Raw genomic sequence first — 12967 nt, 5'->3', positions numbered from 1 at the left:
CCCTTTTTGCCGTTGTCGTGATTGATACAATAAACGCGATGGCACCGACATGACAAGCCATTAACCGCGAAAATAACGCTGTCCCAATCCGGCAATCCCTACCGCCGCCCGTACAAACGCATAACAACACCACATCAAACTACGCTCTAACCAATGGGCGTGGCGCAACCGTAGTAGGTGCACAGGGCGGCTATATTGTTCAATTCGTGTTAGCACCCGATGACGGAGATGGTCGGCAAACAGGTGGTTTTTTACCACTACATTGGCCTCTTGCGCCAACATCAAGCTAAAGGGGTCGATATTGGATGAACCGACTGTCGCCCATAATCCATCAACAATCGCGACTTTGGCATGTAAAAACCCTGCGCGATATTCGTAAATCTCGACCCCTTCGCGCAGAAAATCACGAAATAACACGCGGGTGGCATAGTAAAAAATCGTATGGTCAACTCGACCTTGCAGCAAAATTTTCACCTTCACTCCACGCTGTGCCGCATGTTTGATGGCGTGGCGAAAGCGGAACCCTGGTAAAAAATAAGCATTGGCGATGATAATTTCACGGCGCGCACTGTGAATTTCTTTGAGGTATTCAATTTCGATGCTTTGCCGATGGCGGACGTTATCACGGGTTAGAAACCGGACATTTAATTCGCCCGCTGGCTGTTGGTTGGGGATCAATCTTGGAACGGGGGCAATTGAACCGCGCAACCACCTTTCACGCCGCCACATTTTTTTGATGGTTTGATAAATCGGCAACACAATCGGCCCGCGTAGCCGCACTGCGTAGTCATAACGCGGCAAAAAATGAGGTTCGGCATCGTCTAAGTCGTGATGTAAATTGATGCCGCCGACAAAGGCAATCGTGCCATCAATCATCGCCAATTTACGATGCAGGCGGCGCAGGCGGTTACGCCGTGGCAACCAGCGTAGTCGTTCGGGGCGGAAAAATAAAAATTCGACACCGGCAGCGTGAAAGCGTTGTTGCCACAGCTCAGGAAAATCACGCGAACCAAATCCATCCACCAACACATAACAACGTACACCACGCTGTGCCGCTGCTGCTAAGGCCATCGCGATCGGCTGGCTGGCACTGTCAACCCGAAAAATATAGGTTTCGAGATGAATTTCCTGTGTGGCGTGCTCAATAGCGTGTAATAAAGCAGGAAAAAACTCGCTGCCAGTTTCGAGTAAATCAACCTGATTGCCAGAATACCAAGAATGAACCATCACAAAGTCAGTGTAAATAAATGCTAGGTAGCAACTCTGCCGCAAGCGGCAGGTGATCGGAGAGCGCGCCCCACGGTGCGCCGCGCAGCACTTCGGCATGGTGTGGTACCAGACCACGCACATAAATGCGATCTAATGACAACAAGGGGAAACGTGCCGGAAAGCTACGGGCATAGTGACCGTGGAGATGGTGAAAAATTTCTTGTAATCCAAGATCTTCACTCAAATGGTCGCAAGCCTCGCCGCGCCAATCATTAAAATCCCCTGCCAAAATCAAAGCATGATCAGCCGGCACAGCGCGTTGAATATAGTCTTTTAATGCAGAAAATTGCTTGCGGCGGTCGCGTGCCAATAAATTGAGGTGAACACACAGCGCCGAAACTGTTACCGGCCAGCGTGGTAGCTGTAACTCACAATGTAATAAGCCACGGCTTTCAAAACGGTTGACAGAAATATCAAGGTTGCACCGCACCATTGCTGAATCGGGAAGCGCGACAAAATCGCGTTGCCATGATGACCGTGGGCATAGTGAGCGTTTAAACCATAGGCAACGCGGTGTTGTAAACGGCGGGCGAGGTAGTGATGCTGTGGCTCGTGTGGCCAATCGGCAAAGCGCAAGGCCCGTTGACCATGACGGCCTTGCACTTCTTGTAAAAACAACACATCTGCGTTGAGTTGTTGCAAACTCTCGGCCATATTCGGCAATTGAAGGCGGCGATTGAGCGGCGACATGCCTTTGTGGATATTGTATGAGGCAATTCGGAGAGGTTTTAGCATCGGGCACCGCGCGCAAAGTGATAGAGGCAAGATGATGGGCAATCTAGCACAACGCAAGGCCAACTCAAGCCCCTCATACTTTTGCGCTTGTCTGTCGTCTCTTTGCCGCCGTTCAACATAGGAAAACCAACATGGCAAATTTTGTCCCACATCTACAACAGCCTATTATCAATCCCTTCCCCGGGATTCGAACATTAGAACAACAATTGGGGCATGCTGTTCCAACTCGTATTGGTTCAAATGAAAGCCCACCTTATCCAGCCCATCCGGTGGCACAGCTGAATCTAGCCGACTGCGCGCCCTACTACCCCGATCCCTATGCTCGCGATTTACGTCAACAACTGGCCGAACGCTGGGGCACGACCGCCGAGTGCATTGCGGTGGATGCCGGTGCAGATGCGCTGTTATTGCTGTTTTTGCGGCTGTTTTGCCAAGTAGGTGATGCGGTGGTGTTAACCGCAGGTAGCTATCCCACTTTCCCTTATTTTGCGCGTGGCTGTGGTGTGAACTTATTTGAATGCCCCTACACCGATACCCTGCAGCACGACCTGACCGCTTTGGCTGCCGCTGCCGAACAACATCAGGCCAAACTGGTCTATTTAGCCAATCCAGACAACCCCACCGGCTCGGTGTATTCCTTTGCCGAGATTGCCGCCTTCCGCGCCCGTTTACCGTCCGATACCTTCTTGCTGCTTGATGAAGCGTATATCGATTTTTATCAAGACAGCGAACAAGGCACGATCTTGCCGAATACGGCTCGTGTTCGTACTTTTTCCAAAGCCTATGCGTTGGCAGGAATGCGGGTGGCGTATGTGTTGGCAGAACCGGAGGTGATTGCAAAAGCGGATCAAATTCGCATCCAATTTGCTGTGTCCCATCCGGCACAGTTAGCAGCCTTGGCTGCGTTGGCTGATCCGGCGTGGTCGCGTGGCTTAGTGGCACATAGCATCGCCCTGCGCGATCGGCTGGCGCAGGCACTGGCCCAACTCGATTATCATGTGTTGCCTTCCGCCACTAATTTTGTCTGTGTGGTGTTGCCACAGGTCGAACAAGCACAGGCGATTCAGCACCGTTTATGGCAAGACGGTATCGCTATTCATCGCCCCCCTCACCCTGCCAGCGCCCATCTATTGCGCATTAGCGCCCATCCTGCCGCCTTAACCGAGCCGTTTTTAGCAGTCTTTGCTGCTGCACAAGCTGGGGAGTTGTGATGCGTTGGCTGAAAACGGCGGTGGTGTTGGCCTTATTTTCTAGCGTGGCGATAGCACAAACGACACCGCCGCGTTTGGGGCTTGTGCTGGGCGGCGGCGGGGCGCGTGGTTTTGCCCACTTGGGCGTATTAAAACAGCTAGAAGCGTGGCGGGTGCCGGTGGCGTGTATTGCCGGCACCAGTGCTGGTTCGCTGATTGGTGGTTTTTACGCCAGCGGAATGCCATTGCCGGCGATGGAACGCGCTTTTGCCACGGCGGATTGGGACGGTATTTTGTCGGGGCGGGTGCCGCGTGAACAAGTGCCGTATCAACGCAAACGCGATGACTACAAAAATTATTTTGATGTGGTGCTTGGGGTACGCAATTGGCAATTTCAATTTCCACGCGGTGCCATCAATTCACAAAAAATTGATTTATTTATCCGTGAGTTAACCCGTGATGCTGAAGTAGCGGCATTTGACCGGCTGCCGATCCCCTTCGAAGCGGTGGCGACCGATTTAACCACCGGCGAGGCAGTGGTGTTTCGTCAAGGCAAGCTGGCAACGGCGTTGCGCGCCAGCATGGCGGTGCCGGGCTTATTTGATCCGGTGGCGCAGGGTGAAACCTTGTTGGTGGATGGTGGGTTGGCTCGTCAACTGCCAATTGAGAATCTGAAGCAAAAACGCTGTGCCGATGTGCTGTTAGTGGTGGATGTTGGCTCGGACAATCTCGCCCCACAGCAAATTAAAACGGTATTTGATGTGCTGGCGCAAACCACCAATGTCGGCATTATGCAAAACGTGCGGCAGCAACTGGCCTTGTTGACACCGGCGGATATGGTGTTGCGTCCAGAATTGGGGGCGTTGAGTGCAGCCGACTTCCGCAAAAGCGCCGAATTTGCAGTAAAAGGCGAACAAGCAATTCAACCACTGGCGGCGGCCTTGCAACGCTTTGCGGTGTCGCCAGAAGCGTATCAAGCGTGGAAACAACGCCGCGAACAATGGCAACCTCACGCGCCGCGTGTCGATCAAGTGGAAGTCAAACCATTAGAAATTGCCAATCGGGAATGGATTAAACAGGCGTTACCGGTTACCACCGGACAACCGTTAGACCAACCGCAGTTGCACCAGCAAATTGAACATTTATTTGCCGGTGGTGATTTTGATCGCTTGAACTATCGCCTCGATCAACGTGAACAGCACAACATTCTCACTATCGAAGCCCTCGAACGAGCGCAAGCCCCCAATTACCTGCGCTTTGGCTTATCGCTGCGCGCCGACACCGACGACAGCAGCGACTTTAATTTGTTATTTAGCCATCGCCGTATTTGGCTGAATGATGCCGGTGGTGAATGGCGCAACGAATTAGAACTGGGGCGCGGCGGAGGTTTTTCGACCGAATGGTTCCAGCCTTTCAGCTATACCAGCCCCTATTTCTTTGCTTTGGGTGCAGGGCGGAATGCCGAGCCGTTTAGTGTCTATGACATCGATGGCAATGAATACTCGCGCTATAACTTATATCGCAACTATCTGCGTGCCGAAGTCGGGGTCAATTTAGGCAATTATGGTGAATGGCGGACGGGGATTGAGCGCAACCGCATCAGTGCCGAGCGCAAAGTGGGCGACCCGAGTTTATTTGCCAATGAACGCGGTTGGTTGACCCAATTCTCTAGCCGCTTGTTGATCGACCAATTTGATAACCCGCGCTTACCGCGTCAAGGCTATTTTGTCAGTGCTGAGTTGGCGCATTTACTTGGCGAAGACAGCACCGTATTACGGGCACGCGGCGATTGGGCGCACACTTGGGGCAAACAGACGTGGCGCGTGAGTGGCCGTTATGCGCAACAATTTGGCCGCGCTGCCGAGGTGAATGCTTTTGCTCTAGGTGGGTTCTTGAGCTTGTCCGGCTTGAAGCCCAAACAACTGCTTGGCTCACGGTTGGCGTTTGCTCGTCTAATGAGTTACCGCCAAATTGCCGCCATGTCACAACCTTTTGGCACCGGTTTATATGCTGGCTTTTCGCTCGAAGCAGGACGTGTGTGGGAAGGCCAAGGGCTGATTCAAGTTCGTGATGAGTGGGTGCCAGCGGCATCGGCCTTTGTGGTAACCGATACCTTGCTTGGGCCGTTGTTCTTGGGTGTTGGACATGCCAAGGGCGGCGATGCCACTGGTTATCTCTATTTGGGGGTCGATTACTAAAGCCAACCGCGACCATAGGCGTGCCGCTGTGACAGTGGCCGCCACCAGCGGTACAAACTATGTCCTGCCCCAACTAAGATCAGTCCCGCATCAAATAAGTAATCCCACAAGTTTTGGGATTCTAATAACCCTAATTGCCACGCGATTAAGCCACACACCAAATACCAACCGAGGCGATAGCCCAAGCTGTGCCACAATAACGCCACCACTGCCACTGCAATGGCAAATGGGGTTTGATAACCGAGGCTATAACCATCCCACGGCACAAACCCCAACGCACTGCTATACAACACCAGCGCTGGCAATAACAAACCAATTAACCATTCTGGGCGTGTTAGGCCAGCAATTTCACCTTGATAGTGATCGCGGGGTGGCTGACGCTGTAGGAATAGTAATACCAACATGCTGCTGATACTCAGATCGCCCCACAGACCACGCAACCAAGCAGCGATAGACAAACCCGCAATCGGTAGCGATAGTGCCAAGAGAAACACCACAAGGCCAATGCCAAAGCGCACGACCACTGGGCTATGTTGCCGCAGGCCATAACTGCTTAAAGCGGCCAATAACCATGCTTGCCCAGCCAGCCCGACGGCATCAGTTAAAGAAAGCGGATTCAAGGCAGAGTCTCCTTGCCTGCTTGTAACCAAGCGCGGTTAAAGCGCACATGGCGAATTTCTTTGCGTTGCCATGTGTAGAGCAAATCAATCACCCCGTTATGTTGCAATAAATAGGGGTAGGAAAACTCGTCCCCACTCGGGGTGCTGCTACCGGCTAGACTGCGGACAAATTCAAACTGTTCGCCGTTATCCGACAGAAAGGCCGCGAGATGATAGCGGCCACCGGTGGAGGGATTCGCCAGCAATAAAATTTTGCCATCATCCAACCGCACACTGGCCACGGCTGCATTGGGGTTTTCTACATTGGTTGCCTGCGGCGCGGTCCATTTTTTGCCACCATCGCTGCTGCTGACAAATTGCACTTTACGGGTTTCACCGCTACTGCGTAGCCATGCCATCGCTTGCTGTCCGTTGAGCGCAAGCGGAGCCGGTTGCAGGGTATCGACTGCTCGCAAAACCGCACTCGAACCTTGCACTGTCCCTTTGTCCAACAATAAAAATTGCGGATATTTGTTCACAAACTCGTGATACGCCGGCAGCAACACCCGACCATCATTCAAAGCCAGTGGTTGAGCGCGGGCGAGGGTGCTGATATTGAAAAAGGGACTGCTGATCAGGCGCTGTGCCGGTTGCCAAGTTTTGCCCTGATCGTAGGAAATGCGGTGGTTGAGCGCACTGCCGGCCCAACCGCCTACACTGACCGAGACATAGACCAGATGCAAAGCCCCATCCGAGCTGCTGTATAACACTGGGTTGCCGACTTTACGCACATAGCGTTGTGTTTGCTGCATTGTGCTATGACGGTCTGCTAACTTTTGTGGGGTTGACCAACTGACACCATCAAAGCGGCTTGACCAAATCGCAACGTCGGCGGCGCCTTCGCGGCTGCCAGCAAACCAAACAGCCAATAGCTGGCCTCCTTCTAGCGCTACTGCACTGGCGGCGTGAACCGAAGGTGAACCGCTGACGGTGGGCAAACTGGTTTCGCGATAGGTTGCCATGCGCTGCTCTGGGCTAAACGGAAAGTGAGCAGGTAAGGCCAACTGGTTGGTCTGGGTTTCTTGTCGCCACAACAACGGCGCTAAGCCACATACCAACAACAGAAGAAATAGAGGACGAATGCGCCAAGCGCGACGAGAAGAAGCAAACATGGGCCGCAGTGTAGCACAGCGTATTGCCGCACTGTTTTGTCAAAAAGCAGAAAAACCGAGGGGAATGTGTGGATCCCCTCGGCTCATTTTCATTGCTGTTGAGTTCACCGGCGAAAAGCCGAGATTTTGTTAATTTTGTAATTCTGCTCTGTCGCGGAAATGTGCCAGTGCCTCAGGATTGGCCAGTGCCCCCAAGTTGTGTACCGGTTCGTTGTGAATGACATTTTTTACTGCCAATTCAACGATTTTGCCGCTGATGGTTTTTGGAATATCAACCACCTGCAGAATCTTGGCTGGCACATGGCGTGGGCTGGCACCCTCACGAATTTGCTGTTTAATCCGTTGGCTGATGCTGTCGTCCAGTGCAATGCCCTCTCGCAATTTAACAAACAACACCACCCGTTCATCACCCTCCCAGCGTTGGCCGCAGGCCAAAGACTCTAACACCTCGTGCACTTGTTCGACTTGGCGATAAATCTCCGCCGTTCCGATACGCACCCCACCTGGATTGAGCACCGCATCCGAACGGCCATAAATAATCATGCCATCGTGTTCGGTTAATTCAGCAAAGTCGCCATGACACCAGATATTGGCGAAACGGCCAAAATAGGCACTGCGATATTTTTCGCCGGTGGGGTCATTCCAAAACGCCACGGGCATAGATGGGAACGGCTTGGTGCACACCAACTCGCCTTTTTCTTGCCGAATCGGTTGTCCTTGTTCATTAAAAATATCGACCGCCATCCCCAAACCACGGCATTGCAATTCGCCGCGATAAACCGGCAAATTGGCACAACCGAGGGCAAAGCACGACACAATATCGGTGCCACCAGAGATAGAGGCCAAATTGAGATCGGCTTTAATGTCGCGATAGACATAATCAAAACCTTCAGCCACCAGTGGCGAACCGGTGGAGAAAATGGCGCGTAATGCACTTAAATCGTGGGTTTGTGCGGGTTTTAAGCCCATTTTGGCCGCCGCATCAAGGTATTTCGCCGAGGTGCCGAAGTGGGTGCAATGTTCGGCTTGTGCGTAATCCCACAGCACATTACCACCGGCGGCAAACGGCGAACCATCGTATAACAACAGCGTGGCATCCGAAGCCAAACCCGACACCAACCAGTTCCACATCATCCAACCGCAGGTTGTGAAGTAAAACAGGCGGTCGCCTTCCCGCACATCGGCATGGAGTTGATGTTCTTTGACATGCTGTAATAGCGTGCCGCCGGCACCGTGGACAATACATTTTGGCTTGCCGGTGGTGCCGCTAGAAAACAGAATGTAGAGGGGGTGATTAAACGGCAAGCGGACAAACTCAATCTCACCTGCCGGATACGGGGCAAGGAAGTCATCCCAATTTTGCGCCCGTTCATCGCTGAAACCTGCCAGCGTGCCGTCATGGATATATGGCACGGTGATAATGCGGCTGACGGTTGGTAAACCGGCGGCAATCGCACTGACTTTGCTGGCAATATCAATTTTCTTGCCGTTATACCAATATCCATCTGGCACAAACCACACTTTGGGCTCGACCTGACCAAAACGATCAAGGGCACCATCCACCCCAAAATCAGGCGAACAAGACGACCAAATCGCTCCGATAGCACTGCTGGCCAACATGGCAACCAAGGTGGCTGGCATGTTCGGCATCATCCCCGCAACGCGGTCGCCGACACCCACCCCTTGCGCCCGTAAGGCTTGGGCCAATCGCGAAACGGCTGCATACAGTTCGGCATAACTCAGCTGGGTTTTGCACTGATCTTCACCCCAGAAAACCAAGGCCTGCCGTTCATCACGCCGCCGCAAGAGGTTCTCGGCAAAATTCAATTTGGCTTGGGGAAACCATTCCGCGCCGGGCATGGCCGTGGGTTGCCGTAAGCGCTCGCTGCCCATGTCCCCTATTACGCCAGTGAATTGCCAGACCTCTTGCCAAAAGGCTTCGCTGTCTTCGACACTCCAGCGGTGTAGGGCTTGGTAGTCAGCAAACTCACGCCGAGTGTGGCGGATAAATGCTGACAAACGAGTGGATTGAATATGTTCTGCGCTTGGCTGCCATAACGGGGCGGACATAGTAGGTTTCTCCTCCAATGAATCCTGCAATCGGGATTCGTCTCTTTTATTGTGTATTGCGTTTTGCTAATAGCGCTTGGCTAACTTTGCTGGCTGGGGCGCGTTCGAGGGCTTGGCTGATAAAGGCGGTGGCATCTAATAAGCGTGTCAAATCAATCCCTGTTTCAACACCGAGCCCTTGGAACAACCACACCACATCTTCGGTTGCGACATTGCCCGAGGCGCCCTTGGCATAGGGACAGCCGCCCAAACCCGCAATCGAACTGTCAAACACGCGTACACCCATTTGATAGGCGGTGTAAATATTGGCAATCGCCATGCCGTAGGTGTCGTGGAAATGCCCCGCCAGTTTATCCGCAGGGACATGATCTAACACCGCATCTAACATCCGCGCCACATTAGCTGGATTGCCGCTGCCGATTGTGTCGCCGAGCGAAATTTCATAACAGCCCATGTCCAATAGCCGCTGGGCCACTTGTGCCACTTGGCTGGGGGCAATCTCTCCTTCATACGGACAGCCGACCACACAAGAAACATAGCCGCGTACCCGAATGCCGGCTTGTTGGGCGCTGTGCATGATGGGTGAGAAGCGATCAAGGCTCTCACTGATTGAGCAGTTGATATTTTTTTGGCTGAACGATTCGCTGGCAGCGGCAAATACCGCGACTTCCTTCACCTCGGCAGCAAGTGCTTGTTCAAAGCCATATTGATTGGGGGTTAAGACTGGGTAGTTGATATTGCCATGTAAATCGAGTGCGGCTAACACCTCGTTGGTATCAGCCATTTGCGGTACCCACTTGGGCGAGACAAAACTGCCTGCTTCGATGGTATCGACACCGGCGGCGGCGAGGCGGCGAATCAGCTCGATTTTGACCTCGGTACTGATGCGCTGTTTTTCATTTTGTAAGCCATCGCGTGGCCCGACTTCGACAATTCTGACTCGCATAGTGAGTGGCTCCTGAAGGGAGGGTTAATCCGCCATAAAATCGACGAGGTCGTCGCCATCACCGACTTGATCGCCGGCGGCAAAATAGAACTCTTGTACCACACCATCTGCTGGCGCAGAAATCGTGTGTTCCATCTTCATGGCTTCCAAAATCATCAACGGGCTGCCTTTTTCAACGCGGCTACCTACTTCGGCTAGCAAGGCCACCACGCGCCCGGGCATTGGCGCTTTTAAGTGGGTATCACCATGAACCCCTGCGGCATTGACTGCAAAGGGATTGTGGCGATTGACCGCGACGCGACGGGTGGCGCTGAACAAAACCCGCTGTGCCCCCTGTGCAAATACATCGACTTGGCGGCGATGACCGTTCAACGTGGCAATCAGGCGCGCCCCTTGACGTTCGGCGCTTAATTCAAAACGCTGTTGGTCAACAATGACACAAAATTGCCCGTTTTGTTGGCTGATTTGTACTGTCCAATGGCGATCAGCATCTTCAAGATCATCAAAACGCAGGCTGCGTTGTGCCACGCTATTGAGGCGCCAGCTGGCACGGCGGCTGTCGGGGTTGTCAGCTAACACTTCTGCGACAGCTAACAAGGCCAATTCTTCGGCACTGATCGCTGGTGGTGGGGTCAGTAAGGTATCTTGATAACGTGCAATCAGGCCGGTGTCTAAATCGGCAGTAGCAAACGCATGGTGGGTTACCAAACGATGTAAGAACGGCAAGTTAGTGGTTAAACCCACCACTTGGTATTCACTCAGCGCCCGTTCCATCCGCGCCAAAGCGGTCTCGCGGTTTTCATCCCATACAATCAACTTGGCAATCATCGGATCGTAAAACGGGGTGATGGTGTCGCCTTCGACCACGCCGGTATCGACCCGTACATACGCCGATTCTGCCGGTGGGCGCAGGGTGTGTAAGGTACCGGTGGCAGGTAAAAAGCCTTTATAAGGGTCTTCAGCATAGACCCGCGCTTCGATAGCATGGCCGTGAATCACCAGCTCTGCTTGCTGTTTTGGTAAGGTTTCCCCTGCTGCGACCCGCAATTGCCATTCCACTAAATCGAGCCCAGTGATCATTTCTGTCACCGGATGTTCGACTTGCAGCCGAGTATTCATTTCCATGAAATAGAAACGGTCATCGGTGGTATCGACAATAAATTCCACCGTGCCGGCACCGACATAGTTCACGGCGCGTGCGGCCGCACAGGCGGCTTCACCCATATCGCGGCGGCGTGTCTCGCCCATATTCGGGGCAGGGGCTTCTTCTAATACTTTTTGATGACGACGTTGCACCGAGCAATCGCGTTCAAACAGATAAACGGTGTTGCCGTGAGTGTCGGCAAACACTTGAATTTCGATGTGGCGCGGTTTTTGTAGGTATTTTTCCACCAACACATGGTCACTACCAAAGCTGGCACGTGCCTCACGTTGGCACGATTCGAGGGCGGCGATAAAGTCTTCTGACTTTTCAACAATCCGCATTCCCTTACCACCACCGCCGGCACTGGCCTTAATCAGCACCGGATAGCCCATTTGGTCGGCTTGTTGCCGCAGAAAATCGGGGGCTTGTTCATCGCCGTGATAACCGGGGACCAGTGGCACACCGGCGGCTTCCATCAGTTTTTTGGCTTCTGATTTTGAACCCATTGCCGCAATTGCTGACACGGGTGGGCCAATAAAGACAATGCCTTCACGGGCACATGCTTCGGCAAAACCTTCATTTTCCGAGAGGAAACCATAACCGGGATGGACGGCTTGTGCGCCGGTGCGTTTGGCGACTTCGACAATACGCTCGGCTTGTAAATAGCTTTCAGCCGCTGGCGCACCGCCAATATGCACGGCTTCATCCGCAAGCCGCACGAAAAGCGCATCGCGGTCGGCATCAGAATACACGGCAACGGTGCGGATCCCCATGCGGCGTGCTGTTTTAATGACACGGCAAGCAATCTCACCACGGTTCGCAATTAAAATTTTTGTGAACATAACTGACAGTTCCTTACGCTAACCAAGCGGCAGGGCGCTTTTCAAAAAATGCGCTTAAGCCTTCACGGGCTTCTGCGGTGGCGCGAATCGCCGCAATACGTTGCGCGGTATCTTCTAACAAGTTGTCATCGAAGGGATGGCCTTGGCGCAAACCTTCTAACAAATCTTTGGCCGCATGTTGTGCCGCTGGGCCGCCTTTGAGCAGTTCTGCACACACGGTTTGTAAACGGCTGTCGAGTGCCTCGGCCACCACGGTTTCATGGACTAAACCAATACGCATGGCAGTGGCAGCATCCATTCTTTCGGCAGACAAGAAATAGCGTCTGGCTTGTCGCCAGCCAATCGCATCTGCGACATACGGGCCAATCGTGGCGGGAATCAAACCAAGACGAACTTCAGACAGGGAAAAAACCGCTGCATCAGAGGCAATCGCGATATCGCACACGGCAGTTAAACCTGTGCCGCCACCAAAGGCTGCGCCATGCACCCGCGCTACAGTCGGTTTTGGACAACGGTAGATGGTTTTCAACATGGCGGCTAATTTGTCGGCATCGGCTCGATTTTGCTCGATGGTGTAGCCAGCGGCGCGTTTCATCCAGTCCAAATCCGCCCCAGCAGAAAAACTTTTGCCACGGCCTGCCAACACGATGACACGTACACTGTCATCCTGTCCCAGTTGGCTAAACGCTTGTGTCAGTTCGCTAATCAGCGTTTCGTTAAAAGCATTGTGAAAGGCTGGCCGGTTCATCCAAACCGTCGCGATGGCATCGTCTTGGGTGATTTCGAGTGTTTCAAATGACAT

At 53.1% G+C, this 12967-nt stretch carries 11 protein-coding genes; 2 read left to right on the top strand and 9 right to left on the bottom strand.

Annotated features, from left to right (window positions below):
* Nucleotides 1–60: 60 nt before the first annotated feature.
* From clsB to G465_RS16425, 3 genes are read right to left on the bottom strand one after another with little or no spacing between them, the layout of a single operon-like run.
* Nucleotides 61–1227: a cardiolipin synthase ClsB gene (clsB, locus tag G465_RS0100760; RefSeq protein ID WP_022652565.1), complete on the bottom strand. Its 1167-nt coding sequence runs from the start codon at nucleotides 1225–1227 to the stop codon at nucleotides 61–63.
* Between the two features lie 7 nt (nucleotides 1228–1234).
* Nucleotides 1235–1702 carry an endonuclease/exonuclease/phosphatase family protein gene (locus G465_RS16430; RefSeq protein WP_308417097.1) on the bottom strand — a complete coding sequence of 156 codons (468 nt, stop codon included), beginning with the start codon at nucleotides 1700–1702 and terminating at the stop codon, nucleotides 1235–1237.
* On the bottom strand, nucleotides 1612–2004 hold the full coding sequence (locus G465_RS16425) for an endonuclease/exonuclease/phosphatase family protein (RefSeq protein WP_308417096.1): 393 nt from the start codon (nucleotides 2002–2004) through the stop codon (nucleotides 1612–1614). The genes G465_RS16430 and G465_RS16425 overlap by 91 nt, the downstream gene beginning before the upstream one ends.
* A 131-nt stretch (nucleotides 2005–2135) precedes the next feature.
* Here G465_RS16425 and G465_RS0100750 point away from each other — a divergent pair, with 131 nt between their 5' ends.
* Nucleotides 2136–3215, top strand: a complete 1080-nt coding sequence (locus G465_RS0100750) for a pyridoxal phosphate-dependent aminotransferase (RefSeq protein WP_022652564.1) — start codon at nucleotides 2136–2138, stop codon at nucleotides 3213–3215.
* A complete protein-coding gene (locus tag G465_RS0100745) occupies nucleotides 3215–5392 on the top strand; it encodes a patatin-like phospholipase family protein (protein WP_022652563.1) in 2178 nt (725 codons plus the stop codon). Before G465_RS0100750 ends, G465_RS0100745 begins: the two co-directional genes overlap by 1 nt.
* On the opposite strand, the gene G465_RS14880 is transcribed toward G465_RS0100745, so the two are convergent.
* The 6 genes from G465_RS14880 to G465_RS0100715 all read right to left on the bottom strand — a co-directional run bounded on the left by G465_RS14880 (nucleotide 5389) and on the right by G465_RS0100715 (nucleotide 12967).
* On the bottom strand, nucleotides 5389–6012 hold the full coding sequence (locus G465_RS14880; RefSeq protein ID WP_022652562.1) for a hypothetical protein: 624 nt from the start codon (nucleotides 6010–6012) through the stop codon (nucleotides 5389–5391). The genes G465_RS0100745 and G465_RS14880 overlap by 4 nt on opposite strands.
* Nucleotides 6009–7163, bottom strand: coding sequence for a sialidase family protein (locus G465_RS12945; RefSeq protein WP_022652561.1), 1155 nt, complete (start codon nucleotides 7161–7163; stop codon nucleotides 6009–6011). The genes G465_RS14880 and G465_RS12945 overlap by 4 nt, the downstream gene beginning before the upstream one ends.
* Before the next feature lie 129 nt (nucleotides 7164–7292).
* Nucleotides 7293–9233 carry an acetoacetate--CoA ligase gene (locus G465_RS0100730; RefSeq protein ID WP_022652560.1) on the bottom strand — a complete coding sequence of 647 codons (1941 nt, stop codon included), beginning with the start codon at nucleotides 9231–9233 and terminating at the stop codon, nucleotides 7293–7295.
* Between the two features lie 46 nt (nucleotides 9234–9279).
* Complete coding sequence (locus G465_RS0100725; RefSeq protein ID WP_022652559.1) at nucleotides 9280–10179, bottom strand: hydroxymethylglutaryl-CoA lyase; 900 nt, start codon at nucleotides 10177–10179, stop codon at nucleotides 9280–9282.
* Nucleotides 10180–10203: 24 nt separating this feature from the next.
* Nucleotides 10204–12165, bottom strand: a complete 1962-nt coding sequence (locus G465_RS0100720) for an acetyl-CoA carboxylase biotin carboxylase subunit (protein WP_022652558.1) — start codon at nucleotides 12163–12165, stop codon at nucleotides 10204–10206.
* A gap of 13 nt (nucleotides 12166–12178) precedes the next feature.
* Entirely contained in the window at nucleotides 12179–12967 is a 789-nt protein-coding gene (locus G465_RS0100715; protein ID WP_022652557.1) for an enoyl-CoA hydratase/isomerase family protein, read from the bottom strand.

The sequence above is a fragment of the Aquaspirillum serpens DSM 68 genome, from assembly GCF_000420525.1.
GTDB lineage: Bacteria > Pseudomonadota > Gammaproteobacteria > Burkholderiales > Aquaspirillaceae > Aquaspirillum > Aquaspirillum serpens.
The sequence above is the reverse complement of the archived record's forward strand: the minus strand, read 5'-3'. Positions and strand labels throughout refer to the sequence as shown.

Coding starts and splice junctions, on each gene's coding strand:
- clsB (WP_022652565.1), bottom strand. CDS start 1,227: ATGGTTCATTCTTGGTATTCTGGCAATCAGGTTGATTTACTCGAAACT.
- G465_RS16430 (WP_308417097.1), bottom strand. CDS start 1,702: ATGGTGCGGTGCAACCTTGATATTTCTGTCAACCGTTTTGAAAGCCGT.
- G465_RS16425 (WP_308417096.1), bottom strand. CDS start 2,004: ATGCTAAAACCTCTCCGAATTGCCTCATACAATATCCACAAAGGCATG.
- G465_RS0100750 (WP_022652564.1), top strand. CDS start 2,136: ATGGCAAATTTTGTCCCACATCTACAACAGCCTATTATCAATCCCTTC.
- G465_RS0100745 (WP_022652563.1), top strand. CDS start 3,215: ATGCGTTGGCTGAAAACGGCGGTGGTGTTGGCCTTATTTTCTAGCGTG.
- G465_RS12945 (WP_022652561.1), bottom strand. CDS start 7,163: ATGTTTGCTTCTTCTCGTCGCGCTTGGCGCATTCGTCCTCTATTTCTT.
- G465_RS0100730 (WP_022652560.1), bottom strand. CDS start 9,233: ATGTCCGCCCCGTTATGGCAGCCAAGCGCAGAACATATTCAATCCACT.
- G465_RS0100725 (WP_022652559.1), bottom strand. CDS start 10,179: ATGCGAGTCAGAATTGTCGAAGTCGGGCCACGCGATGGCTTACAAAAT.
- G465_RS0100720 (WP_022652558.1), bottom strand. CDS start 12,165: ATGTTCACAAAAATTTTAATTGCGAACCGTGGTGAGATTGCTTGCCGT.
- G465_RS0100715 (WP_022652557.1), bottom strand. CDS start 12,967: ATGTCATTTGAAACACTCGAAATCACCCAAGACGATGCCATCGCGACG.